At 71.5% G+C, this 24,805-nt stretch carries 24 protein-coding genes; 17 read left to right on the top strand and 7 right to left on the bottom strand.

From position 1 onward, the window contains the following. Window positions 1-319 precede the first annotated feature (319 nt). The 5 genes from ACFYYN_RS41175 (at window position 320) to ACFYYN_RS41155 (ending at window position 3,924) form a co-directional block, all read left to right on the top strand. Window positions 320-670 carry a WXG100 family type VII secretion target gene (locus ACFYYN_RS41175; RefSeq protein WP_500549875.1) on the top strand — a complete coding sequence of 117 codons (351 nt, stop codon included), beginning with the start codon at window positions 320-322 and terminating at the stop codon, window positions 668-670. Next, complete coding sequence (locus ACFYYN_RS41170) at window positions 667-2,100, top strand: putative T7SS-secreted protein (RefSeq protein ID WP_500549874.1); 1,434 nt, start codon at window positions 667-669, stop codon at window positions 2,098-2,100. The genes ACFYYN_RS41175 and ACFYYN_RS41170 overlap by 4 nt, the downstream gene beginning before the upstream one ends. After that, the gene (locus ACFYYN_RS41165; RefSeq protein WP_500358288.1) at window positions 2,100-2,780 is read left to right on the top strand and encodes a hypothetical protein; all 681 of its coding nucleotides are present in this window, start codon (window positions 2,100-2,102) and stop codon (window positions 2,778-2,780) included. Before ACFYYN_RS41170 ends, ACFYYN_RS41165 begins: the two co-directional genes overlap by 1 nt. 21 nt (window positions 2,781-2,801) lie before the next feature. Further along, window positions 2,802-3,428, top strand: a complete 627-nt coding sequence (locus tag ACFYYN_RS41160) for a hypothetical protein (protein WP_500325826.1) — start codon at window positions 2,802-2,804, stop codon at window positions 3,426-3,428. 208 nt (window positions 3,429-3,636) lie between these two features. Beyond that, window positions 3,637-3,924 (top strand): hypothetical protein, encoded by a 288-nt coding sequence (locus ACFYYN_RS41155; protein WP_500549873.1) that lies wholly within the window; start codon window positions 3,637-3,639, stop codon window positions 3,922-3,924. On the opposite strand, the gene ACFYYN_RS41150 is transcribed toward ACFYYN_RS41155, so the two are convergent. Both ACFYYN_RS41150 and ACFYYN_RS41145 read right to left on the bottom strand, forming a co-directional pair. Next, window positions 3,909-4,604, bottom strand: a complete 696-nt coding sequence (locus ACFYYN_RS41150) for an alpha/beta fold hydrolase (RefSeq protein WP_500549872.1) — start codon at window positions 4,602-4,604, stop codon at window positions 3,909-3,911. The two genes, ACFYYN_RS41155 and ACFYYN_RS41150, sit on opposite strands and share 16 nt — an antisense overlap. A gap of 17 nt (window positions 4,605-4,621) precedes the next feature. Then, entirely contained in the window at window positions 4,622-5,026 is a 405-nt protein-coding gene (locus ACFYYN_RS41145) for an SRPBCC family protein (protein ID WP_500549871.1), read from the bottom strand. 135 nt (window positions 5,027-5,161) lie between these two features. Here ACFYYN_RS41145 and ACFYYN_RS41140 point away from each other — a divergent pair, with 135 nt between their 5' ends. Next, window positions 5,162-5,671, top strand: coding sequence for a GNAT family N-acetyltransferase (locus ACFYYN_RS41140; protein ID WP_500325833.1), 510 nt, complete (start codon window positions 5,162-5,164; stop codon window positions 5,669-5,671). Window positions 5,672-5,805: 134 nt separating this feature from the next. On the opposite strand, the gene ACFYYN_RS41135 is transcribed toward ACFYYN_RS41140, so the two are convergent. After that, window positions 5,806-6,114: a hypothetical protein gene (locus ACFYYN_RS41135; protein ID WP_500549870.1), complete on the bottom strand. Its 309-nt coding sequence runs from the start codon at window positions 6,112-6,114 to the stop codon at window positions 5,806-5,808. A 54-nt stretch (window positions 6,115-6,168) separates the two neighbouring features. Between ACFYYN_RS41135 and ACFYYN_RS41130 the strand changes: the two genes are divergently transcribed. Then, a complete protein-coding gene (locus ACFYYN_RS41130; RefSeq protein ID WP_500325836.1) occupies window positions 6,169-6,549 on the top strand; it encodes a VOC family protein in 381 nt (126 codons plus the stop codon). Window positions 6,550-6,565: 16 nt separating this feature from the next. On the opposite strand, the gene ACFYYN_RS41125 is transcribed toward ACFYYN_RS41130, so the two are convergent. Continuing rightward, entirely contained in the window at window positions 6,566-7,075 is a 510-nt protein-coding gene (locus tag ACFYYN_RS41125) for a cupin domain-containing protein (RefSeq protein WP_500549869.1), read from the bottom strand. Between the two features lie 235 nt (window positions 7,076-7,310). On the opposite strand from ACFYYN_RS41125, the gene ACFYYN_RS41120 reads away from it, so the two are divergent. After that, on the top strand, window positions 7,311-7,742 hold the full coding sequence (locus tag ACFYYN_RS41120) for a hypothetical protein (RefSeq protein WP_500549868.1): 432 nt from the start codon (window positions 7,311-7,313) through the stop codon (window positions 7,740-7,742). 77 nt (window positions 7,743-7,819) lie between these two features. On the opposite strand, the gene eccCa is transcribed toward ACFYYN_RS41120, so the two are convergent. Further along, window positions 7,820-11,770, bottom strand: coding sequence for a type VII secretion protein EccCa (gene eccCa, locus ACFYYN_RS41115; RefSeq protein ID WP_500549867.1), 3,951 nt, complete (start codon window positions 11,768-11,770; stop codon window positions 7,820-7,822). A 296-nt stretch (window positions 11,771-12,066) separates the two neighbouring features. Between eccCa and eccD the strand changes: the two genes are divergently transcribed. The 6 genes from eccD (at window position 12,067) to ACFYYN_RS41085 (ending at window position 19,201) form a co-directional block, all read left to right on the top strand. Further along, a complete protein-coding gene (gene eccD / locus ACFYYN_RS41110) occupies window positions 12,067-13,536 on the top strand; it encodes a type VII secretion integral membrane protein EccD (RefSeq protein ID WP_500325844.1) in 1,470 nt (489 codons plus the stop codon). A 190-nt stretch (window positions 13,537-13,726) separates the two neighbouring features. Next, window positions 13,727-14,014, top strand: a complete 288-nt coding sequence (rpsO, locus tag ACFYYN_RS41105; protein WP_361804583.1) for a 30S ribosomal protein S15 — start codon at window positions 13,727-13,729, stop codon at window positions 14,012-14,014. A 292-nt stretch (window positions 14,015-14,306) separates the two neighbouring features. Then, window positions 14,307-16,532 carry a polyribonucleotide nucleotidyltransferase gene (locus ACFYYN_RS41100; RefSeq protein WP_499514345.1) on the top strand — a complete coding sequence of 742 codons (2,226 nt, stop codon included), beginning with the start codon at window positions 14,307-14,309 and terminating at the stop codon, window positions 16,530-16,532. After that, window positions 16,529-17,905 (top strand): M16 family metallopeptidase, encoded by a 1,377-nt coding sequence (locus tag ACFYYN_RS41095; RefSeq protein ID WP_500549866.1) that lies wholly within the window; start codon window positions 16,529-16,531, stop codon window positions 17,903-17,905. The genes ACFYYN_RS41100 and ACFYYN_RS41095 overlap by 4 nt, the downstream gene beginning before the upstream one ends. Window positions 17,906-17,955: 50 nt before the next feature. Next, the gene (gene dapB, locus ACFYYN_RS41090; RefSeq protein ID WP_500549865.1) at window positions 17,956-18,708 is read left to right on the top strand and encodes a 4-hydroxy-tetrahydrodipicolinate reductase; all 753 of its coding nucleotides are present in this window, start codon (window positions 17,956-17,958) and stop codon (window positions 18,706-18,708) included. Window positions 18,709-18,748: 40 nt separating this feature from the next. Further along, entirely contained in the window at window positions 18,749-19,201 is a 453-nt protein-coding gene (locus ACFYYN_RS41085) for a hypothetical protein (protein WP_499514348.1), read from the top strand. 13 nt (window positions 19,202-19,214) lie between these two features. Here the strand turns inward: ACFYYN_RS41085 and argB are convergent, their stop codons facing one another. Both argB and ACFYYN_RS41075 read right to left on the bottom strand, forming a co-directional pair. Then, window positions 19,215-20,093, bottom strand: a complete 879-nt coding sequence (gene argB, locus ACFYYN_RS41080; protein WP_500549864.1) for an acetylglutamate kinase — start codon at window positions 20,091-20,093, stop codon at window positions 19,215-19,217. Between the two features lie 149 nt (window positions 20,094-20,242). Further along, a complete protein-coding gene (locus ACFYYN_RS41075) occupies window positions 20,243-20,791 on the bottom strand; it encodes an SCO5741 family PH domain-containing membrane protein (protein ID WP_499514350.1) in 549 nt (182 codons plus the stop codon). Window positions 20,792-20,958: 167 nt separating this feature from the next. On the opposite strand from ACFYYN_RS41075, the gene thyX reads away from it, so the two are divergent. The 3 genes from thyX to ACFYYN_RS41060 all read left to right on the top strand — a co-directional run bounded on the left by thyX (window position 20,959) and on the right by ACFYYN_RS41060 (window position 24,573). After that, window positions 20,959-21,696, top strand: coding sequence for an FAD-dependent thymidylate synthase (gene thyX, locus ACFYYN_RS41070; protein ID WP_500325851.1), 738 nt, complete (start codon window positions 20,959-20,961; stop codon window positions 21,694-21,696). A 168-nt stretch (window positions 21,697-21,864) separates the two neighbouring features. Then, window positions 21,865-22,764 (top strand): 4-hydroxy-tetrahydrodipicolinate synthase, encoded by a 900-nt coding sequence (dapA, locus tag ACFYYN_RS41065; RefSeq protein WP_500325853.1) that lies wholly within the window; start codon window positions 21,865-21,867, stop codon window positions 22,762-22,764. 123 nt (window positions 22,765-22,887) lie between these two features. Continuing rightward, a complete protein-coding gene (locus ACFYYN_RS41060; RefSeq protein WP_500333953.1) occupies window positions 22,888-24,573 on the top strand; it encodes a ribonuclease J in 1,686 nt (561 codons plus the stop codon). Window positions 24,574-24,805 lie beyond the last annotated feature (232 nt).

The following is a 24,805-nucleotide window of genomic DNA, read 5'->3' as shown; positions in this document are numbered from 1 at the left end:
TGTCCCATCCCCGTTGACTGCGATCCCGGCACGTCCGCCGTGCGTGCGGTCCCCCGACTCCGGAACCGTGCCATCGCCTAAGCGAGGACATGCCAATTGCACCCGAACATACCGGATCACGTCCGGGGCGCACCGGGCGCCCTGCGTCCTGTGAGGAACCCGCGCACACCGTGCCCGCGTCGGGGCACGTAGAGATCCTGCGGGGAGCACCCGGGAGGGGGTGAAGCGGCACGTGGGGGAGCGGTAGCCTCGGTGGGTCGGCTGAAACCACCGCCCCTGGTGCTGAAGCACGGCGGGCGGTCCACGCGGGGGACACACATTGGGTGACCACTTCAAGGTCGAGGTCCAGGACCTCGACCGGCTGCTGAAGCAGTTGCACGACAGTCAGGACGACATGCGCAAGGCGCTCAACGCGCTGAAGGACGTGGGTCCGAAGAGCACCGGCAGCGAGGCGCTGGACAACGCCTGCGACGAGTTCCACGACAGCTGGGACAACGCCATCGAGAAGATCGCGGACGGCACGCAGCAGATCGAGGAGAAGCTCAAGGCCACCAAGGACAACTACGAGGCCACGGAGCAGGCGATCCGCGACGCCATGACGCAGGGAGCGGCGCCGAAGCCCACGCCCTCCCCGTCCCCCGAGGCGCGGCCCACGGCAGGTGCGCGATGACGGCGGTGGAATACCCCTCCATAGGCTTCGACCCGGCACCGGGGAAGCTGGAGAGCGTCGAGGACCTCACCTCCAAGCTCTCGCGGGCCGCGACGGGCCTGGACAACGCCTACACGACGCTCACCGGGATCACCAAGGGCGGCAAGACCTGGGAGGGCGAGGCCGCGAGCGCCTTCGCCGAGAAGGTCGGCGACCTGCCGCGCTACGTGAGCGACAGCCGGGACGCACTGCGCGAGGCCTCGCTCCAGCTGTCGTCGTGGCGCTCGAAGCTGGCGGCGTACCAGCACAAGGCCCGGGAGTACGAGGCGCAGGCCAAGGCCGCCAAGGAGCGGGAGAAGACCGGGCAGGGCACCTACGACCGCGCGACGGCCGCCTACAACCAGGCGGCCGCGGACCCGGCGCTGCGCCTTGCGGGCCAGTACTACGCGACGCAGAGCGAACTCGCCGACGCCCAGGCGAAGATCGACGCGGCGTCGAACCGGCTGAACCAGGCGGGCAAGGAACTCGACTCCGCGGGGAAGCAGCTGGAGAAGGCGCAGCAGGAGCTCGAGGACATCATCAAGCGGGCCGAGGAGCTGCTGGAGCACCACCAGTCCGACGCCCGGGGCATCGCGGACCGGCTGCGCAAGGCCAACGACAAGGCGCCCGACACGGGGTTCTTCGAAGGACTGGCGGACGCGTTCACCAAGCTGGGGCACAGCATCCAGAACTGGTGCGTCGAGCACGCCGACCTGCTCAAGCAGATCGGTGACTGGCTCAGCATCGCCTCGACGGTGATGGGCGTCCTCTCCCTGCTCACCCTCTGGTGCCCGCCGCTCTCCGGTGCCTTCGCGCTCGCGGGCGGCGCGCTGTCGCTGGGTGCCCTGGCCACGCACGGGGCGGCGAAACTGGGCGGCGCGGACGTCAGCGCGATGGACCTGATCGGTGACGGTCTGGGCGTCATCCCCATCGGCAAGCTGGGGAAGGTCGCGATGAAGGGCGTCAAGATCCCGATGAAGCTCTACAAGGTGAACGGCAGGACCATCGCCTCCATCGAGCACGTGACCAAGATCCGGGCGCTGAAGAACGCCGGTTACACGGTCGAGAAGCTGGAGGGCAAGGTCGGCCTGCTGCGGCGGGAGGCACTGCCGGGCAGCAAGATGGTCAGCGCCGAGGGCTTCGGCAACCGCATGAAGATGGCCTGGGACAACCACGTCCTGGACACCGTCGGATCCTCCGCCAAGGAGAAGGCGCTGAGCTGGGCGGTGGAGAAGTTCGCCCCGCAGAGCGTCAAGAACTCCCTCGGCGCGGCCATCCGGGCCGACGGCACGCTCGACCCCATGTCATGGTGGGCCAAGGGACCGCAGGTCGCGCAGCAGGCTCCCGGTATCGTGACCGGCGTCTACAACATGTTCAACAATTCGGACACGCCTGCGGCCGGGAGGCTTTGATGAGCACGTCGCTCCACGAGGCGCCGGGCGTGCTCGTCGAGTTCGAGTCCCCGGACGTCTTCCACGAGATCCCGCTGCACCTGCCGCCCGACGCCCTGGACGCGCAGGTGGCCGAACTGGCCGCGCGCATCTGGCCGGGCGGCACCGACTTCCAGCGGGAGGCCACCGCCGCGGTGTACCGCGAGGTCGCCGGGTCGCTGGACGCCGACGGGGTCCTGCACGCGGCCCTCGGCCTGTTCGCCACCGAGGACGACCGGATCAGCACGGCCAACCTGCTGGTGCGCATCGAGGAGGTCGAGCCGGGCGACCCGGGGATCGCGGCGGCGGCGCTGCACGAGATGCTCTCGCTGGAGCCGCACCGGGACGTCCACCAGGTGGACCTGGAGTGCGGTCCCGCCGTGGTGTCGTTCCACGCGACGGAGGTCGACGGCGAACAGATCGCGGCCCCCTTCGCGTTCCTGCACATCGAGCTCTACGTGCCGTCGCCGTTCGGCGGCTACCTCGTCGTCTTCTCGCTCAGCACCCCGAGCCTGGCGGACCTGCCCGTGTACGTCTCGCTGATGTCCGAGATCGGGGGGAGCGTGCACTTCGCACGCGACCGCGGCACTTCCGGCGGCGCCCCCGCAGGCCCACCGGAGCAGCCCGGCGCGGGTGGAGACGTCCGCTCCGTCTTCGGGTGACACAGGACAGGAGGTGATCGGATGAGTGTCGTTTCGTTCCAGGTACGGCCGCCCTCCGAACAGGAGCGCCGGCAGGCCGGCTTCAAGCTGCAGAAGGTCATCCGTCCCCGGCGGGGCGGCGAGACCGTGTACGTCGGGCACGGTGCTCCCGCCGGCGGCTCCGGGGCCGACGCGAAGCCGCGGTTCGCGATGTACCGGGACCTGGCCGGACGGGAGACGCTCGGCTACGTCGTCCGGCCGGTGGGCGGGCAGTCGTCCGGCGGGCGGCTGTCGGTGCTCGGGCCGGGCGGCGAGGAACTGGGCGAGCTGGGGACCCCGGCGAAGCGGGCGCGGTGGCGGCCGCGCTGGGAGATCAGGCTGCCGGGCGGCCGGGTGCTCGCCGGGCACGGCGGGACGACGACCTCGTGGGTGGTGTTCGTGCTGCTGTCGCCGCTGTGGCTCGTCCTCAACCTGTTCTGGGCGGTCGGCGGCACCGGTGACTCCGCCTGGTCGCTGCCCGTCCGGACGGCCTGGCGGCAGGGGGCCGGTTCGCCGGCGTCGCTGAAGTACTACGGGATGTCCGAGCGGTACAAGGTGCGGACGGACCGGCTGGACGTACGGGTGGCGTACGCGCAGGCCGTGGTCCACCGCTCGCACGGCACCGCGTGACCGCCCCGCCCCTCCTCGCCGCCCCGCGCAGGAACAGGCCCGGGCTGCTCGCGCAGTTCGTCCTGCAGTGGCTCTGGCTGCCGCTGTGGGCCGTCGTCGCGCTCGCCCTGGGCCTGTTCGTCGCGCTCGCGTCCGCGGGGGCCAACCCGCCGCTCGCGTGGCTCAACCCGTGGCGCGGCGCCCTCACCTGGCCCCGGTTCCGGCTCGAGTGGGCCGCCGACCCGCCCGGTGGGACGCGTACGCGACCGAGCGGATCCGCGCCCGGATCGCCGCCGCCGAGCGCCGGCCCGCGGCCCACCGGGCGCGGGACGCCGACGGCGGGGCCGTGCTCGCCGTCACCGTCCCCGCCCGGCTCTTCCGTGGTGCGGGCCCGGACCGCGCCTCCGCCGTCGCCGCCGCGGAGGGCTGGACGGCGGAGGTACGCGGCACGGGGCGGGACCCGTGGAGCCCCGGCGCCCTGCACCTTCGCCGGTCGCTGCCTCAGCAGGGCAGATAGCCCACCAGAAGGTCAGCCAGTCCGCCCGGGTCGGCGAGCGCCACCAGGTGCCCACCCGGCAGGACGTCCGGTTCGACGCCGAGCCGTTCCCGGGCCACCCGCTGCTGGAAGGCGGCGGGGAACAGCCGGTCGTCGCGGCCCACGACGACGCGGGTGGGCACCTGCGGCCAGGCGGGCAGCGGGAAGGGCACGCCGAACGGGGTGTCCGACTGCCGGTTCCCCTGGGCGAGGGCCTCGTCCGCCACGGGCCGCGGAAGGTCGTGGAAGAAGGTGACCAGGGGGTCGAACTCCCCGTCCACCGGACGTCCCTCGGCGAGGTCGAGGGCGCGCCGGGCCTCCGGCTGGCCGGTGGCGGCCCACCAGTCCCCGGCGGTCTCGCCGGGGACCGGGACCATCGCGTTGACCAGGACGAGCAGGACGAGCCGGTCCCCGAGCCGTTCGCAGGCCAGGGGCGCGCTGAAGCCGGCCATCGACTGGGCGACCAGCACCAGCGGCGCACGGTCGCCCGCGGCGGCGACGGCCGCGTCGGCGTACTCCTGCAGGCCCGCGGAGTCGTCCGCGGTGGGCAGGTCCACCGCGACCGCGGCGTGGCCGCGGCGGCGCAGCTCCGGCACGAGCAGGTGCCAGTACCAGGTGCCGCCGCCCGCCCCGGGGACCAGGACGAAGGTCGTCTCCGTCACGTCCGTCCGCCCTCCCTTCAGGACTTCGTCAGGACGGAGGTGAAGCTGTCCAGGATGTGGTTGGCCCCGGCCTCGGCCGTGGCGCAGTGCTCCTCGGGGACCCCGGGCTGGTGGTAGACGACCTCGGTCCTGTCCCCGCGGTCGGTGAAGGTGGCGTCCATGACGACCTCGGGTGCGCCGGGGACGTCCATCGTCCACACCAGGCGCTTGTGCAGCTCCACCTCGCGGTACACCCCGCTCAGCGGCATCTCGCCCTGCGGCGTGGTGATGGTGGCGCGCCAGGCGCCGCCCGGGCGGACGTCGCTGGCGACGGTGGGCAGCGGGGCGCCGAACCACTGGGCGAAGTACTCCGGCTCGGTCCACACCTTCCACACCTTGGCGAGCGGGGCGTCGAAGACCCGGGTAATGGTGATGTCGTTCATGATGCTGCCTTCCTGGTCGGGCCGGGCCACTGCGGAACGGCTCCGGGAGGTAGGACCGGCCGGGCCGGCGGAACTCATCGGTGGCGGTGTCCGACCCGTGTGGTGTGATCGGCAGGAGCGACGAGGGAGCGGAAGATGGCAGCGCAGGTACGGATCGAGCCGTGGGCGGAGGGCGACCTCGACCTGCTGCGCCGGGCGAACGCGCCGGGGATGATGCGCCACCTCGGCGGCCCCGAGACCGAGGAGCAACTGCTCGTCCGGCACGAGCGGTACCTGGCGAGCGGAGGCGAGGGCGGTGGCGGGATGTTCAGCATCGTGCTGCTGCCCGAGAGGGTCCCGGCCGGGAGCATCGGCTACTGGGAGAAGTCCTGGCGCGGCGGGACGGTGTACGAGACCGGCTGGGGCGTCCTGCCCGAGTTCCAGGGGCGCGGGGTCGCCGCGGCCGCCGGGGCGGCCGTCATCGCCCGGGCGGCGGCCGAGAAGGGCCCGCGCTTCCTGCACGCCTTCCCCAAGGTCGACAACCATCCCTCGAACGCGATCTGCCGCAAGCTCGGTTTCACGCTGGTGGAGGAGTGCGACTTCGAGTACCCGCCGGGGCACCCCATCCGCTGCAACGACTGGCGCCTGGAGCTGTACGTCCCGTGACGCCGGCCGCGGTCACCACAGGTCGCCGTCGCGCCAGTCGCATATGAGCGGGCAGGACAGGTCGAGCGGGGCGGGCCCGGGCAGCACGAGCACGCAACCGTCGTCCCCGGGGGTGCGGACGACACCGTCCGGCGTCAGTGCCGCGGTGGGGCCGCGCCAGGGCAGCCAGCCGCGTGCGGCGCAGAAGGCGGCGGCTCCGTCGGCGGCGGCCGGCGCCCCAGGCCGTGGGCGCCGCGCACCAGCCGTTCCAGGGCGTCCATCAGCGCGGCGGCGTGCCCGGCGAGGCCGCCGTCCTCCCACACCAGCGCGTGCATGCCGCCGAGGGCGTGCTCCCAGCCGGCGTCGGACAGGTCGCCCTCGAAGGCGGCGTCCGGCAGCGAGCGCGCCGCGCCGAGCACGGCGGCGTCCAGGCCGGCGGTGCGGGCGACGGTGACGCGGGCCATGTCCCCATCCCGGCAGGCCCGTCCGGGTCCGGCGCCGGCTGCCACAATCGACGCATGCTGACCCTCGGGACGATCGTGCTCGGAGTGACGGACGTGCGGCGCGCCGCGGCCTTCTGGGGCGCCGCCCTCGGCTACGTGCCCCGCGACGGCGAGGTGCGGGCGGAGGACGACTGGGCGGTGCTGGTGCCCGCTGCGGGAGCGGCGGGACCCGGGATCGCGCTCGGCACCAGCGACACCCCGGTCCAGGAGCACCCCCGGGTCCACCTGGACCTGTACGCGGACGACGCCGCCGGACAGGCTGCGGAGGTGGAGCGGCTGGTCGCCCTGGGCGCCGGGCGGGTCGACTGGGACCTCTACCCCCCGGACCCGGACTTCGTCGTGCTGGCCGACCCCGAGGGCAACCGGTTCTGCGTCATCGACAAGAGCGTCGGCTGACCGCCGCCCCCGTGTGTCACAGCGGTTCCGGCCCGACCTGCGGCGGGTCCACGAAGAAGCTGTCGTGGCGGAGCAGGAACTCCCGGAACGCCGTGCCCCCGCGCTGCGCCATCTCACCGGCCCGCTCGAAGTACTCCTCCCGGGGCGCGCCGGGCGCGAAGAGCAGCAGCATCGACGCGGGTTCGTCGGAGTCGTTCTGGAAGGCGTGCAGTCCTCCCGGCGGCACGTGGAGGAAGTCCCCGGGACGGGCGGTGATCCAGCGCTCCCCGTCGAAGAGTTGCACCGCCCCGGAGAGGACGAAGAAGGACTCGGAGATCGAGCGGTGGAAGTGGGTGCTGGGGCCGGGGGAGCCCGGGCCCATGTCGATCCGGTACAGGCCGAAGCCGCCGTCCGTCGTCGTGTGCGTGGCGAGGTAGTGGGTGCGGTTGCCCGAAGGCGCGACCACGTCCGCGGCGGTGTCGGCGGAGCGGAACAGTGCGCTGATCTCGCCCTGTTCTCCGAGGTAACGGGGCTCGGGGTAGGACATGATCGCTCGTCGCCTCCTTCGGCATCGTTCAGACAGACCGTGCCACATCTGATCGAGGAACTCCGATCAGCGCTCCGGGAAGGACGGCCGAAAGGTTGACGAAGCGTGTCCGTGCCGCTCGGCCCGCGCACCCGCGACGGCGCCCGCGACCGCTGACCGTGGTTGCGGCGTGCCTCTGATGGCACGATGGCATGAGCACACCCGTCACCACACTCTCGACCGGGGGAACGGACCGATGAGCAAGGAGATCAGCGACGCGGACCTGATGGACGTCGCGGACGACCCCGCACAGGCCCGCCGACTGCACAAGGCGCTCAGGACGCTTGCCGACAACCCCACCGTGGACGGCACGCTCAAGGAGACGGCGCGGGAGGTGCTCTCCGGTCGCCTCGGCATGCGCGAGGCACTGGGCTCCAGCGCCTACCTCGGTGCGATCGGCGACCGCCTGGCCGAGCTGAAGCGGGCCGACGAACGGCTGACGCCCGAGGAGCGGGCCGCGCAGGAGGAGCGCGCCCGGCGCTGGTTCGAGCAGCAGGCCGAGGAGGAAGCAGGGGAAGCCGGGGACGACCGGGAGGACGAGGCGGCCGGCGGCCACCGCCCGGCCGCCGTCCGGCGCGACCCCCGGGACCTCCCGCCCGCCTACCGGCCACCGGCCCCGCGGGACTGAACGCGGACACGCGAGCGGGGGCGGGCCGTCCGGCCCGCCCCCGCTCGCGTGTCCCGGCGCCGCGCGCCGGAACGGGCTCAGCTCTCCGGCAGGAAGCCGGTCTGGATGAGCTGGTTGCCGCGGCGCCGCGTGATGAACTGCGCACGGCCCGGGGGCAGCCTGGACGCCTTGACGTTGCCGAAGACCGGTCCCTCGCCCGGGTCGCCGGAGAGCAGCACACCGGTCGCGCCCAGCTCCTTGACGCGGGTCAGGAACGGCTCGAAGGACGACCGAGACGCCCCCGAGGTGCTGCGCGACAGCACGATGCGCAGACCCAGGTCACGGGCGAACGGCAGGTACTCCATCAGCACCTGCATCGGGTTGCCCATCGAGGTGGCGACCAGGTCGTAGTCGTCCACGAAGACCCAGGCGTCCGGCTCGCTGTACCAGCTGCGGTTGCGCAGCTGCTCGGGCGTGACGTCCTGGCCGGGCATCCGGCGGCTCATGGAACCGGCCAGCGACTCCATGACCTCCTGCAGCTGCGGACCGGAGGCGCAGTACTTGTACACGTGGCTCTCCGGGACCTGGCCGAGCAGCGCCCGGCGGAAGTCGGAGACCACGAACAGCGCCTTGCCGGACTCGTAGCGCTCGCTGACCTGCTTGGCGATCAGCCGCAGCAGCGAGGACTTGCCGGACTCGCTCTCGCCGTAGATGACGAACAGCGGGTCGGTCTCGAAGTCCACGAACACCGGCGACAGGGTGAGTTCGTCCACGCCGATCGCGATGCCGCGGTCGGAGAAGTCGCCGCCCTTGGGCAGCTCGGTCGACGGCAGCATCGTCGGCAGCATCCGCACCTTCGGCGCGGTGGGACCCGACCAGTTGGCGTTGACCGTGGCCACGAACTGCGCCATGCCCTCGGAGAGGTCCTCCACGTTCGAGGAGGCGTCGACGCGGGGCAGCGCCGCCAGGTAGTCCAGCTTCTCCGGGGACAGACCGCGGCCCGGCTTGCCGACCGGCACGTTCTCGGCGCGCCTGCGGTCGAACTCGGACTCCATCGGGTCGCCGAGCCGCAGCTCCAGCCGGCTGAGAACCTGGTCGCGCAGTGCGGGCCGGATCTCGGTGTAGCGGGTGGCGGTGATGACCAGGTGGATGCCGAAGCCCAGACCGCGGGTGGCGATGTCGTTGATGACCGGGTCGAGCATCTCGTAGTCGGTCTTGAAGGTGCTCCAGCCGTCGATGACGAGGAACACGTCGCCCCAGGGCTGGTCGGGGAAGTGCCCCGAGGCCCGGCGGGAGCGGAAGGTGTTCATCGAGTCGATGACGTTGGTGCGGAAGAACTCCTCGCGGGCGTTGAGGATGCCGTGCACCTCGGCCACCGTACGGCGGACCTTCTCCGCGTCCAGGCGCGAGGCCACCCCGCCGACGTGCGCCAGCCCGTCGAGGGCGAGCATGCCGCCGCCGCCGAAGTCCAGTGCGTAGAACTGCACTTCCTTCGGGGTGTGGGTGAGCGCGAACGACGCGATCAGGGTGCGCACCAGCGTCGACTTGCCGGACTGCGGGCCGCCGACGACCAGCGCGTGACCGCCGGAGCCCGACAGGTCCGCGTACATGACGTCACGGCGCTGCTCGAAGGGCTTGTCGACCAGGCCGACCGGCACCTGGAGCTTGCCGGTGGCGGTGTAGCCGTCGGCGTGCAGACCCCGCTCGGCGCTCACCGTCAGCGGCGGCAGCACCTGGTCGACGCTGAACGGCTCGTCCAGCGGCGGCAGCCACACCTGGTGGGCGGGCGGCCCCTGGCCCTCCAGCCGGCCGACGATGACGTCGAGCACGGTGTCGGCCAGCGCGTCGTCCACCTGCCCGGCGCGCGGCTGCGGCTCCGGCTCGGTGACGATGCGCACGGGCACGGGCGAGGCGGTGAACAGCACGGGGGAGCGGTCGATGCGTGCCCCGCTCGCCGTCCTCGTGCCCGGCGCCCGGTAGGTGCCGGACACGTACGCGGCCTTGAACTGCACCATCGTGTCGGTGCCGTACTTCAGGATGCCCGCGCCGGGGACGTTGGGCAGGTGGTACGCGTCGGGCACGCCGATCGCGGTGCGCGACTCGGCGGCGGAGAAGGTCCGCAGACCGATGCGGTACGACAGGAAGGTGTCCAGGCCGCGCAGCTTGCCCTCCTCCAGGCGCTGCGAGGCCAGCAGCATGTGCACACCCAGCGAACGGCCGATGCGGCCGATCTGGATGAACATCTCGATGAAGTCCGGCTTGGCGGCGAGCAGCTCGGAGAACTCGTCGATGATCAGGATCAGCGAGGGCAGCGGGTCGAGCGCCGCGCCCGCCGCGCGGGCCTTCTCGTAGTCCGTGATGTTGGCGTAGTTGCCGGACTGCCGCAGCAGCTCCTGGCGGCGGGTCAGCTCGCCGGTGATGGAGTCGCGCATGCGGTCCACCAGGGTGAGCTCGTCGGCCAGGTTGGTGATGACCGCCGACACGTGCGGCATCGTGCCCATGCCGGTGAAGGTCGCGCCGCCCTTGAAGTCGGCGAGCACGAAGTTGAGGGTCTCCGAGGAGTGCGTCACGGCCAGTCCCAGTACCAGCGTGCGCAGCAGCTCGGACTTGCCGGAGCCGGTGGCGCCGACGCACAGGCCGTGCGGGCCCATGCCCTCCTGCGAGGCCTCCTTGACGTCCAGCATGACCGGCTCCCCGGTCTCGCCCAGGCCGATCGGCACCCGCAGCCGCTCGTGGAGGGTCCGCGGCCGCCAGGTCCGCGCGACGTCCACCGACGAGGCGTCGCCGATCCCCATCAGGTCGGTGAAGTCCAGGTTCGCCAGCAGCGGTTCGTCGGCGTCGGCGGCGCCCAGCCGCAGCGGCGCGAGCTGCCGCGCCAGCGACTCGGCCTGTACGGGGGACAGCACGTCGGGGACGCCGGTGAAGGTGCCGGCCCCGGCCTCCAGGTACAGCTGGTCGCGCCACACCTGGATGGACAGCGAGCCACGCGCCTCGTCCAGCTCGCCGGGGACGACCTCCAGGATCGTGACGCCCTGCAGGCCCTCGGCGGAGGCGATCACGGAGTCCGCCGGCACGCCGCCGCCGTCCAGCACGATCACCACGTGCGGCTGGTCCAGCACCGTCTGGCCCTCGCGGTTGAAGCGCGGCCTGCCGTCCAGCTCGTCCGCCAGCAGCTCCTCGACCTCACCCAGGTCGCCGCATATCAGACGGCGCGAGCCCGCGCCGTCGTGCTCCTTGTGCTGTGCGTGCGGCAGCCACTTGACCCACTCCCACTCCGACTGCGCGCCGGGCGCCGCCACGACGGCGACGACCAGGTCCTCCGGCGAGTGCAGGGAGCACAGCTGGCCCACGATGGAGCGGGTCTGGCCGTAGACGGTGTCGGGGTCACCGGAGACCGTCACGTGATAGAAGGAGCGCAGGCCCACCGCCAGCGGCAGGTTGTCCAGCGAACCGTGCGCCGCGATGAACTGCTGCATCGAGTGCGCGGTCAGCGGTTCCAGCTCGTCCACCGGGGCGGTCTCCGGCGCCACCAGCGGAGTCGACAGCTGCTGGGGCCCCAGGCCCACCCGCACCTGCGCGAAGTCGGGGTCGGTGAGCCGGCGTTCCCACACCCGCGAGCCCTCGGCGACCAGCGCCCACAGCTGTTCGGGCGCGGGGTGCAGGTAATACTGTGCGTCGCGCTGCTTGCGGGCGGTCTTGCGCACCCCGCGGCGTATCTGCGCCAGGTACTTCAGGTAGTCCCGGCGGGCCTCCGCCATCTGCCCCGACGGCCCCTTGCGGGAGCGCACGATCTGGGCCACCACCATCGCCACGGTGGAGCCCATCATGAGCACGCCCATGACCTTCATGAACCCGCCGGAGGTCCCCGACCCCGTCGGCAGGAAGAAGAACGCCGCCGACGAACCCATGCCGAGCATCGGCAGCAGGTTCATCAACAGGCCCTGGTCCTCGCCGCGTGGCAGTTCGGGCGGGGCTTCGAGCCGTACCTCCTCATTCGGCACCTCCGGCGGGTAAACCCGCGGCGGGCGCTTGATGACGACCACGCTCACCGATGCACCAGTCCTTCACGCGAATCGCAGTTTCGGGCCGCCCCCGTGGCGACGGTCCCCCGTATGACACGTCCCGGTCGCGCTCCGCCCCCGCACGGGGCGGGCATTGGACCACAGGCAGGTGGCGATCCTACTGGGCATGACAGTCACAGGGCACTGGGACGGGTGAGGGACAAGGGACTTGGGGTACCCGGTAGGGTGACGGATCGCGAAGCGCGGAACGGGGGTCCGACCCTGGACGGCCGCGTGGACCCGACCTCTACCCATCCATCACCGGACGAGGGGGACCACTCCAGGTGAGCACGATCTCAGCGACGGGATTCTGCAGAGTCACGGTGGCGGCGCCGAACAGCCGGATCGATGTGGCACTTCCGGAGGACGTACCGCTCTCCGACATCCATCCCGAGATACTGCGCCTGTCGGGCCAGACGCCCGACGAAGCCGCCCCCACCGGTTACAACTTGGTCCGCCGTGACGGGCGTGTCCTCGACGACACCCTGTCCCTGGCCGAGCAGCGCGTCCACGACGGCGAGTTGCTGCTGCTGCGTCCGTTCGCGGACTCGCTGCCGCCCGCCGTGTTCGACGACGTCGTCGATGCCGTCGCCGCCGCGGTCCAGACCGACCGCCGCAGCTGGAACGACGGCCTCATGCGCGGCGTGGGCCTGACCGCGGGCGTCATCCTGCTCGCCCTCATGGCCTTCGTGCTCTGGTTCTCCGAGCCGGTCAAGCACGACATGCACGGCCTGCCCGGCATCCTCGCCGGCGCCGCGGGCCTGGTGCTGGTGGCGCTCGCCTCGGTGCGCGCCCGCGTGTACGACGACCGGCACTCCGCCGTCGCCCTCGGCCTCGCCTCCCTGCCGCTGCTGCTCGTCGCCGGCTCCGGGGTCATGGGCGTCGGCAAGACCGAGGGACCCGGCCGGCTGCACTTCCTCATCGGCTGCGTCGTGGTGCTCATCGCCGCCGTGCTCCTCGTGCTGATGCTGCCGCAGGGCGACGCGCCGTTCGTCGCGGCCTCCTTCACCGCCGGCGTCGGCACCGTGGCCACCTTCGTGGCGATCCTCACGGACGCCGCGCCGCGCGAGGCGGCCGCCGTCACCGCCGTCGTCATGATCGCCGTCATCGGCTTCCTGCCCGGCTGGTCCGCCCGCTTCGCCCGGCTGCCCATCGGTTTCCGCTCGCCCGACCAGGTCCAGGCCCGGCACCGCGGCGACGGCGACCGGCAGGGCGAGGAGGAGCCGGTCGACTTCGACCGGATCACCAACCAGGCCCGTCGCGGCCACGAGCTGCTGCTGGGGCTGGTCGGCGGCTGCGCGGCCGCGATCGTCGGCTCCGCCGGCGTCGTGCTCGGCTTCTCCGACAGCGCCTGGGCGCAGCTGCTCGCCCTCGCGATGGGCCTGGCGACACTCATGCGCGCCCGGCTGTTCCGCTACACCTCGCAGGTCGTGACGCTGATGGTGGCCGGTGTGATCACCATCGGGCTGCTGATCATCGGCCTCGCCCTCAACCTGCCGACCGACGTCCTCACCGACCTGCTGCGCGGCAACCACTCCTCGCTCGACATCCGCACCGTGTGGCTGTCCGCCGCGGTGGCCCTGGGCGCCACCCTCCTGGTCGCGATCGCCCTCATCGTCCCGAGCAAGGGCGTCACCCCCTTCTGGGGCCGGATGCTCGACCTCGCCGAGGCGACCGTGCTGCTCTCCCTGATCCCGCTCGCCCTCGCGGTCCTCGACCTGTACGCCGAGGCCCGCGGCATGACCAGCGGCTGAGCCGGGACGCCCGCGAGCCGCCCGCAGCACCACCACCCCGGCCCCGGACATCGCACCGGGCCCGGGGTGGTACTCTGTGTGACCGATGCGTCCGCCCATGCGCGGCGCGTCATGCCTTCCGAGTCATCGCAGCTTCTCCTGTGACGCAGACCAGGGGCGCTCGGAGGCACCGACACCACAAGGAGACCGTATGTCGCTCGACGTCGCGACGAAGAAGCAGATCATCGCCGAGTTCGGCACCAAGGAGGGCGACACCGGCTCCCCCGAGGTCCAGGTCGCGCTGCTCTCGCGCCGCATCTCGGACCTGACCGAGCACCTCAAGACCCACAAGCACGACCACCACTCCCGTCGTGGTCTGCTGATCCTGGTCGGCCAGCGCCGCCGCCTGCTGCAGTACCTGGCCAAGAAGGACATCCAGCGCTTCCGTGCGCTCGTCGAGCGCCTCGGCATCCGCCGTGGCGCGGCCGGCGCCCGCTGAGACGCCGTAAAGGGAGCGGTTCCCGTCCGGGAGCCGCTCCCTTGGCGTACGTACGGGACCGCGCTGGGCGCGAGACCGGGACCGAAGCTTTGTAGTCTGGTCCCATACACAACGCCATAGAGCATGCGGAGGGAGCGTCCTCCTAAACGCCACCAGAGCCGGTCCTCGGTAGTGGCCCCCGGGCAGCAGGTACGTCCCGGTGGCTTCGATCGAAGACCGGCCCGGCGGGACGCCCCTCCACCGACGGCTCCCGGGAAGACGCCCGGGGGCACGAAAGAGGAGAATCCCCATAGTGGAGAACGAGACCCACTACGCCGAAGCCGTGATCGACAACGGCAGCTTCGGCACCCGTACGATCCGCTTCGAGACGGGCCGCCTGGCCCGTCAGGCCGCCGGCTCCGCCGTGGCCTACCTGGACGACGACACCATGGTGCTGTCGGCCACCACCGCCTCGAAGCACCCGAAGGACCAGCTCGACTTCTTCCCGCTGACGGTGGACGTCGAGGAGCGCATGTACGCGGCCGGGCGGATCCCCGGCTCCTTCTTCCGCCGTGAGGGCCGTCCCTCCGAGGACGCAATCCTCACCTGCCGCCTGATCGACCGCCCGCTGCGCCCGTCCTTCAAGAAGGGCCTGCGCAACGAGATCCAGGTCGTGGCGACGATCATGGCACTCAACCCCGACCACCTCTACGACGTGGTCGCCATCAACGCCGCCTCCTGCTCCACGCAGCTGGCCGGCCTGCCGTTCTCCGGCCCGGTCGGCGGCGTCCGCGTCGCGCTGATCCGCGGCCAGTGGGTCGCCTTCCCGACCCACAGCGAGCTGGAGGACGCCGTCTTCGACATGGTCGTGGCCGGCCGCACCCTCGAGGACGGCGACGTCGCGATCATGATGGTCGAGGCCGAGGCCACCACCAAGACGATCAAGCTCGTCGAGGACGGCGCCGAGGCGCCGACCGAGGAGGTCGTCGCGGCGGGCCTGGAGGCCTCCAAGCCCTTCATCAAGGTGCTGTGCAAGGCGCAGGCCGACCTCGCCGCCAAGGCCGCCAAGGAGACCGCCGAGTTCCCGATCTTCCTGGACTACCAGGACGACGTGTTCGAGGCGCTCGAGGCCGCCGTCTCCGACGAGCTCAAGCAGGCGCTGACCATCGCCGGCAAGCAGGCCCGCGAGGCCGAGCTGGACCGCGTCAAGGGTCTCGCCGCCGAGAAGCTGCTCCCGCAGTTCGAGGGCCGCGAGAAGGAGATCTCCGCCGCCTACCGCTCGCTGACCAAGAAGCTGGTCCGCGAGCGCGTCATCAAGGACAAGGTCCGCATCGACGGCCGCGGTGTCACCGACATCCGCACCCTGGCCGCCGAGGTCGAGGCCATCCCGCGGGTGCACGGCTCGGCCCTGTTCGAGCGCGGTGAGACCCAGATCCTGGGCGTCACCACCCTCAACATGCTCCGCATGGAGCAGCAGCTGGACACGCTCGCGCCCGAGACGCGCAAGCGCTACATGCACAACTACAACTTCCCGCCGTACTCCGTCGGCGAGACCGGCCGCGTGGGCTCCCCCAAGCGCCGTGAGATCGGCCACGGCGCGCTGGCCGAGCGGGCGATCCTCCCGGTCCTGCCGGCCCGCGAGGACTTCCCGTACGCCATCCGCCAGGTCTCCGAGGCGCTCGGCTCCAACGGCTCCACCTCGATGGGCTCGGTCTGCGCCTCCACCATGTCGCTGCTGAACGCCGGTGTGCCGCTGAAGGCCCCCGTCGCCGGCATCGCCATGGGCCTGATCTCCCAGGAGATCGACGGCGAGACCCACTACGTCACCCTCACCGACATCCTCGGTGCGGAGGACGCCTTCGGCGACATGGACTTCAAGGTCGCCGGCACCAAGCAGTTCGTCACGGCGCTGCAGCTGGACACCAAGCTCGACGGCATCCCGGCGTCGGTCCTGGCCGCGGCCCTCAAGCAGGCCCGCGACGCCCGTCTGCACATCCTCGACGTGATGATGGAGGCGATCGACACTCCGGACGAGATGTCGCCGAACGCCCCGCGCATCATCACCGTCAAGATCCCGGTGGACAAGATCGGTGAGGTCATCGGCCCCAAGGGCAAGATGATCAACCAGATCCAGGAGGACACCGGCGCCGAGATCACCATCGAGGACGACGGCACCATCTACATCGGTGCCGCCGACGGTCCGTCCGCCGAGGCCGCCCGCGCCACGATCAACGGCATCGCCAACCCGACGATGCCCGAGGTCGGCGAGCGCTACCTGGGCACGGTCGTGAAGACCACCACCTTCGGTGCCTTCGTCTCCCTGCTCCCGGGCAAGGACGGCCTGCTGCACATCTCGCAGATCCGCAAGCTGGCCGGCGGCAAGCGCGTCGAGAACGTCGAGGACGTCCTCGCCGTGGGCTCCAAGGTCCAGGTCGAGATCGCCGAGATCGACCAGCGCGGCAAGCTGTCGCTGATCCCGGTCATCGAGGGCGAAGAGACCGCGGCCGACGACAAGGCCGAGGACGCGTCCGAGAAGTGACCACCGGCTCCACACGCGTGACGGCCCGCCCCTCCACCAAGGGGCGGGCCGTCCGCACGCAGACCCTCCTGCCCGGCGCCGACGGCATCGGTACGGTCCGGCGCAGCGTCCTCCCCGGGGGACTGCGCGTCGTCACCGAGACCCTGCCGACCGTGCGCTCCGCGACCTTCGGCATCTGGGTCGGCGTCGGTTCCCGCGACGAGACCCCGGCACTCAACGGCGCCACGCACTACCTGGAGCACCTGCTCTTCAAGGGCACCGCGCGGCGCAGCGCACTCGAGATCTCCTCGGCCATCGACGCCGTCGGCGGCGAGATGAACGCCTTCACGGCCAAGGAGTACACGTGCTACTACGCGCGTGTCCTCGACACCGACCTGCCGCTCGCCATCGACGTGGTCAGCGACATGCTGACCGGCTCCCTGATCCGCCAGGAGGACATCGACGCCGAGCGCGGTGTGGTCCTGGAGGAGATCGCGATGACCGAGGACGACCCCGGTGACCAGGTCCACGACCTGTTCGCCACGGCCATGCTGGGCGACTCCCCGCTGGGCCGCCCCGTCCTCGGCACGGTCGACACCATCAACGCCCTCACCCGCGACCAGGTCGCCCGCTTCTACCGGAAGCACTACGACCCGACCCGGCTGGTCGTCGCCGCCGCGGGCAACATCGACCACGCCACCGTCGTCCGCCAGGTCCGCAAGGCCTTCGAGGACGCGGGCGCCCTCCGTGACGCGGACGCCGTTCCCCGCCCGCCGCGCGACGGCGCCCGCACGATCCGCGGCCAGGGCCGGGTGGAGCTGCTGGAGCGCCGCACCGAGCAGGCCCACGTCGTGCTCGGCCTGCCGGGGCTGTCCCGGCACGACGACCGGCGCTGGGCGCTGGGCGTGCTCAACACGGCGCTCGGCGGCGGGATGAGCTCCCGGCTGTTCCAGGAGGTCCGCGAGAAGCGCGGCCTCGCCTACAGCGTCTACTCGTACACCTCGTCCTTCGCGGACTGCGGCCTGTTCGGCGTGTACGCCGGCTGCCAGCCGCGCCGCGTCCACGAGGTCCTGAAGATCTGCCGCGAGGAGCTCGACCAGGTCGCCGAGCACGGGCTGAGCGACGAGGAACTGCACCGCGCCATCGGTCAGTTCTCCGGCTCGACCGTGCTCAGCCTGGAGGACACCGGCGCGCTCATGAACCGGATCGGCAAGAGCGAGCTCTGCTGGGGCGAGCAGATGTCGGTGGACGCCACACTGGAGAGGATCGCCGCGGTCACCCCCGACGAGGTGCGCGCGGTCGCCCGCGACGTCCTGGGACAGCGTCCCTCGCTGGCCGTCATAGGCCCGCTGAAGGACCGGCAGGCCGCCCGCCTGCACGAGTCCGTCGTCTGAGCCTGAGCCGTACCGACCGTCTCGAACGTCTGGACCGGAGGACTGGAACGATGAGCAAGATCCGTGTGGGTGTGATCGGGGCCCGCGGCCGGATGGGCGCCGAGGCGGTCAAGGCCGTCGAGGCCGCGGACGACCTGGAGCTCGTGGCGGCGATCGGCCGCGAGGACAAGCTGGAGACCCTGGCCGAGAACGAGGCCCAGGTCGCGGTGGAACTGACCACCCCGGGCTCGGTCATGGGCAACCTCGACTTCTGCCTGCGGCACGGCATCCACGCCGTCGTCGGCACCACCGGCTGGACCGACGAGCGCCTGGACACCCTGCGCGGCTGGCTCGGTGCCACGCCGGGCACCGGTGTGCTCATCGCCCCGAACTTCGGCATCGGGGCGGTCCTGGCCATGCGCTTCGCCCGCCAGGCGGCCCGCTTCTTCGAGTCCGCGGAGATCGTCGAACTCCACCACCCGGACAAGGTCGACGCCCCCAGCGGCACCGCCGTGCGCACCGCGCAGCTCATCGCCGACGCCCGCAGAGAGGCCGGGCTCGGCACGCAGCCGGACGCCACCGCCACCGCCCTGGACGGCGCGCGCGGCGCCGACGTCGAGGGCGTGCCCGTGCACGCGGTGCGGCTGCGCGGTCTCGTCGCCCACCAGGAGGTGCTCTTCGGCGACGCCGGAGAGGTCCTCACCATCCGTCACGACTCCATGAACCGCGGCTCCTTCATGCCGGGCGTGCTGCTCGGTGTGCGCAGGGTCGTCTCCACGCCGGGACTCACCTTCGGCCTGGAGCACTTCATGGACCTCGACTGACCGACCGAGAGACGACCAACCGAGAGCCGGTTCTCCCACCATGCGCGCAAAGATCACCTACTTCGTCCTCGCGGCCGTCCTGGTCGTGTACTTCGTGCTGGCCGGCGCCCGCGGCGTCTGGCTGATCCAGGACGGCCGCCCGGTCACGGTGGTCCTCGGCGTGGCCGTGCTCGTGCTGCCGCTGGTCGGCGTCTGGTTCCTGGTCCGTACGACGCAGTTCGCACGCAACGCGGACCGGCTGGCCCGCGAACTGGAGGCCGAGGGCGGCCTGCCGGAGGACGAGCTGGTGCGCACCCCGAGCGGGCGCGTCGACCGCGCCTCCGCCGACGCGGTCTTCGCCCGGCGCAAGGCCGAGACGGAGGCCGCGCCGGAGGACTGGCGGACGTGGTTCCGGCTCGCGGTCGCCTACCACGACGCCCGCGACACCCCGCGGGCGCGCAAGGCCATGCAGCGGGCGATCGCCCTGCGCGGGAAGGCGCCGCAGACCCCCTGAAAGGGGCCCGGCCTCAGCCCGGCAGGACGGTCGTCCCGGCCTCGCCGGGGGCGCCGGTCAGCGCGCGCAGCAGGGCGTGCGGGACGCGCCCGTCCAGCACCCGTGCGGTACCGACACCGGCACGGACCGCGCGCAGGCAGCTCTCCATCTTCGGCACCATGCCGCCCCCCAGGGACGGCAGCATCCGTTCCAGCTCGGTGGCGGTCAGCCGGTCCAGCACCCGCTCCCGGCACGGCCAGTCCGCGTACAGCCCGGGCACGTCCGTCAGCACCACCAGGGCCTCCGCGCCCAGCGCGGCGGCGAGCGCGCCGGCGGCCGCGTCCGCGTTGACGTTGTAGACCTCGCCGTCCGTGCCGCGGCCGAGCGGCGAGACCACCGGGATGTGCCCGTGGTCCAGCAGCATGTCCACGGCGGCCGTGTTGACCTCCGTCACGTCCCCGACCAGGCCGATGTCCATCAGCTCCCCGCCGACCTCGGCGTACCGGCGCACCGCGGTGAGCGTGTGCGCGTCCTCGCCGGTGAGCCCGACGGCGTACGGGCCGTGCTCGTTGAACAGCCGCACCAGCTCCCGCTGCACCTTGCCGGCGAGCACCATCCGCACGACGTCCAGCGTCTCCGGCGTGGTGACGCGCTGACCGCCCAGGAAGTGCGCGGGTACGCCGAGCCGGTCCAGCTGCGCGCTGATCTGCGGACCGCCCCCGTGCACCACCACGGCCCGCACCCCGGTCCGCCGCAGCCGCACCACGTCCTCGGCGAAGGTGCGCAGCAACGACCCGTCGGTCATGGCGTGCCCGCCGAACTTCACGACGACGGTGCGGCCCCGCAGCGGTTCCAGCGCGGGCAGCGGCGCGGGATGGGTGAGGAGCGTGTCGGGATGCGGCGGTGCGAGCAAGAGTCGCTCCAGGTCCTCGGCGGGCCGGGTCGGCCGGACGCTAACAGCCGCAGGCAAACCCCCGATGACGCCCGGCTGTCGCCTCTACGCCGCCTCCCGCCACCGTGCGCCTCCCGGACCGGGGCGTGGCGTGGTCCCCCGCTGAGCCCTCAGCGGCTCAGCTCGGAGGCCCAGCCCTCTATGGCGTCGGCCGCCTGGTCGAAGGCCTCCGTACGGCCGAGGAAGTCCGCGTTGTGGTCGGTGAGCAGCGGTCGCAACCGCTGGCCGTCCGCCCGCGTGACGACCAGGGCCTGGCCCTGGACGGTCCGGGGCAGCCCCAGCCACTTCACCGGCTGCTGGGCCGTACGGACGGCCCCGACGCGGTTCCAGGGCAGCGTCGTGGTGTAGAAGAGCCCCACCTGCCGCAGCCCGCGCGTGCTCACCCAGAACCCCACGCGCAGCAGACGCAGCGCGCAGACGATGGCCAGCACGGCGGCGACGACCGTAGCGGCGACCCCGGGCCCGTTGCCCGCGAGCCCCATGATCACTCCCGCGATGAGCAGGTACGAGGCGAGCACCAGCAGCATCGCCGCCGCGGCGACCCGCCAGGGCCCCGGGCGGTAGGGACGGATCCACCCGTCCTGGACCCGGTGCGGAAGGGCGGCGTCCGCGGCGTACTCGTCGTGGCCGCTGTCGGCGGCGAGGAAGGGCAGAGACACATCGGTGAGGCTAGCGGGCCCCGCCGGGACCGGCCAGCAGTGGTCCGCCGGGCGTCTGCCTTGCTCCGCTTTGCGGGGGGTGGGGCCGGTGTCGACGGGTGTCGGGCGATGTCGGAGCGGGCGCATAGGCTGGGCGCCGCCCCAAGCTCCATGAGGAAGGACGCCCGGTGACCGACATCCCCGCCGACGATTCCGTGCAGTTCCGCGACGACGTGACCGTCGAGCTCGTCAAGCACAGCGCCGCCGACTCCGACGTGCTGTGGGCCGCCCGGGTCTCCACGGCCGGCGAGCAGTCCCTGGCGGAGCTGACGAAGGACCCCGAGCGCTCCAAGGGCCTGATCAACTACCTCATGCGGGACCGCCACGGCAGCCCCTTCGAGCACAACTCCATGACCTTCTTCATCAGCGCCCCGATCTTCGTCTTCCGCGAGTTCATGCGCCACCGCGTCGGATGGTCGTACAACGAGGAGTCCGGCCGGTACCGCGAGCTGCAGCCGGTCTTCTACGTGCCGTCCACGGAGCGCAAGCTGGTGCAGCAGGGCCGCCCCGGGAAGTACGAGTTCGTGCACGGGTCCCCGGAGCAGCACCAGGCCGTCGTGGACGCCATGGAGGCCTCCTACCGGCATTCCTACGAGGCCTACCAGAAGATGCTGGCGGCCGGCGTCGCCCGCGAGGTCGCCCGCGCCACCCTGCCCGTCGGCCTGTTCTCGTCGATGTACGCCACCTGCAACGCCCGCTCGCTGATGCACTTCCTCGGCCTGCGCACCCAGCACGAGCTCGCCACGGTCCCGTCCTTCCCGCAGCGGGAGATCGAGATGGTCGGGGAGCGGATGGAAGCCGAATGGACGAAGCTCATGCCGCTCACCCACGCCGCCTTCAACGCCAACGGCCGGGTCGCTCCGTAGCAGGTCACCACTCATCCGGAATGTTCCGATTGCCGGGTTTCATGCTGTTCGTCTAGTCTTCAGAAACGGATTCCGGTGCTGCTTGAACCCCCGAGCAGGCAGCGCCGGAGTCCTCATCGCAGGTCCCGAGGGGGTGTCCCGGCACCGGCACCGAGTAGCGTTGGACTCATGGCTCCGACCTCCACCCCGCAGACCCCCTTCGGGCGGGTCCTGACCGCAATGGTCACGCCGTTCACCGCGGACGGCGCCCTCGACCTCGACGGCGCGCAGCAGCTCGCCGCCCACCTCGTCGAGGCAGGCAACGACGGCCTGGTCGTCAACGGCACCACCGGTGAGTCGCCGACCACCAGCGACGTGGAGAAAGAGCAGCTCGTCCGGGCCGTACTCGAGGCGGTGGGCGACCGCGCGTTCGTCGTCGCCGGCGTCGGCACCAACGACACCCACCACACCGTCGAGCTGGCCCGCCAGGCGGAGCGTGCCGGCGCCCACGGCCTGCTCACGGTGACGCCGTACTACAACAAGCCCCCGCAGGAGGGCCTGTACCGGCACTTCACCGCCGTCGCGGACGCCACCGGCCTTCCGGTGATGCTCTACGACATCCCCGGCCGCAGCGGCGTCCCGATCGAGACCGAGACCCTGGTCCGGCTTGCCGAGCACCCCCGGATCGTCGCCAACAAGGACGCCAAGGGCGACCTCGGCGCCGCGAGCTGGGCCATCAGCCGCAGCGGCCTCGCCTGGTACTCCGGCGACGACATGCTCAACCTGCCGCTGCTCTCCGTCGGCGCCGCCGGCTTCGTCTCCGTCGTGGGACATCTGGTCAGCCCTGAGCTGCGGGCCCTCCTCGAGGCGTACCTCTCGGGTGACGTCCACAAGGCGGCCGAGATCCACCAGAAGCTGCTCCCGGTCTTCACCGGCGTCTTCCGCACCCAGGGCGTCATCACCACCAAGGCCGCCCTGGCCCTGCAGGGGCTGCCCGGCGGCCCGCTCCGGCTCCCGCTCGTGGAGCTCGGCGAGGCCGCGACGGCACAGTTGAAGCAGGATCTCGCCGCCGGCGGGGTACAGCTGTAACCAAAGACTTAAGAACTGAATATCGCTCCATGAGGACAACGCAACAGAAAGCACGCTGTCATGCGCGCACGGTGTCCCCGGGTGTCCGCCCGGGGCCTGTGGCGTGCGTGGTGAGGAGATACTTTGAGCCATCCGCACCCTGAGCTCGGCCCGCCCCCCGCGCTGCCCGAAGGAGGTTTGCGCATCACCCCGCTAGGCGGTCTCGGCGAGATCGGCCGCAACATGACGGTCTTCGAATACGGAGGCCGGTTGCTGATCGTCGACTGCGGGGTGCTCTTCCCGGAGGAGGAGCAGCCCGGAGTCGACCTGATCCTGCCGGACTTCACGTCCATCCGTGACCGCCTGGACGACGTCGTCGGCATCGTCCTCACCCACGGTCACGAGGACCACATCGGCGCCGTCCCCTTCCTCCTGCGGGAGAAGGACGACATCCCGCTGATCGGTTCGAAGCTGACCCTGGCCCTCATCGAGGCCAAGCTCGCCGAGCACCGGATCCGTCCCTACACCCTCGAGGTCGCCGAGGGGCAGCGCGAGCGCATCGGGCCGTTCGACTGCGAGTTCGTGGCGGTCAACCACTCCATCCCCGACGCCCTCGCGGTCGCCATCCGCACCCCGGCCGGCATGGTCGTGCACACCGGCGACTTCAAGATGGACCAGCTGCCGCTCGACGGCCGCCTCACCGACCTGCACGCCTTCGCGCGCCTGTCGGAGGAGGGCATCGACCTGCTGCTCTCCGACTCCACCAACGCGGAGGTGCCCGGCTTCATCCCGCACGAGCGGGACATCCTGCCGGTGCTGCGCCAGGTCTTCGCCAAGGCCGAGAAGCGGATCATCGTGGCCAGCTTCGCCAGCCACGTCCACCGCATCCAGCAGGTCCTGGACGCGGCCCACGAGCGCGGCCGCAAGGTCGCCTTCATCGGCCGCTCCATGGTCCGCAACATGGGCATCGCCCGTGACCTGGGCTACCTGCGGGTCCCACCGGGTCTCATCGTGGACGTCAAGACGCTCGACGACCTCCCCGACGAGAAGATCGTCCTGGTGTGCACCGGCTCCCAGGGCGAACCCATGGCGGCCCTGTCCCGGATGGCCAACCGCGACCACCAGATCCGCATCGTCGAGGGCGACACGGTGGTCCTGGCCTCCTCGCTCATCCCCGGCAACGAGAACGCGGTCTACCGGGTGATCAACGGCCTCACCCGCTGGGGCGCCAACGTCGTGCACAAGGGCAACGCCAAGGTGCACGTCTCCGGCCACGCCTCCGCCGGCGAACTGGTGTACTTCTACAACATCTGCAAGCCGCGCAACCTCATGCCTGTCCACGGCGAATGGCGGCACCTGCGGGCCAACGCCGAACTCGGCCAGGCCACCGGCATCCCGAAGCAGCGCTGCGTCCTCGCCGAGGACGGTGTGGTCGTCGACCTCGTCGACGGCGTCGCCAAGGTCACCGGCAAGGTCCAGGCGGGCTACGTGTACGTGGACGGCCTCTCGGTCGGTGACATCACCGAGGCCTCCCTGAAGGACCGCCGCATCCTCGGCGAGGAGGGCATCGTCTCGGTGTTCATCGTCGTCGACAGCACCACCGGCAAGGTCGTGGGCGGCCCGTTCGTCCAGGCCCGCGGTTCCGGGATCGACGACGCGGCGTTCAACGACGTACTCCCCAAGGTCGAGGAGTCCCTCGCCCGCGCCGCCTCCGACGGCGTCGCAGAGGTCCGTCAGTTGCAGCAGCTCATCCGCCGAGCCATCGGCAAGTGGGTCTCCGACAACTACCGTCGCCGCCCGATGATCCTCCCTGTGGTCGTGGAGGTCTGACGCACCACCAGGAGCGGGGCACCCCGATTTGCATCGGGGTGCCCCGCTCCAGTACGTTGTCACAACCCCCGCGACGAGAACGCCACGGAGACGTGCGTGCTCACAGCGGAGCGGTAAATCCGACGGAAAGCATCTGCTAAAGTCGGGGAGCGCGAAAGCCGAAAGGCAGAAACGCAAAAGCAGGAAATCCCCGCCGGCGGGAATCGGGCCCGAAAGAGTCTGATAAGCTGGT

This window comes from Streptomyces sp. NPDC001902, assembly GCF_042891295.1.
GTDB lineage: Bacteria > Actinomycetota > Actinomycetes > Streptomycetales > Streptomycetaceae > Actinacidiphila.
This window is presented reverse-complemented; position numbering and strand designations above follow the sequence as displayed.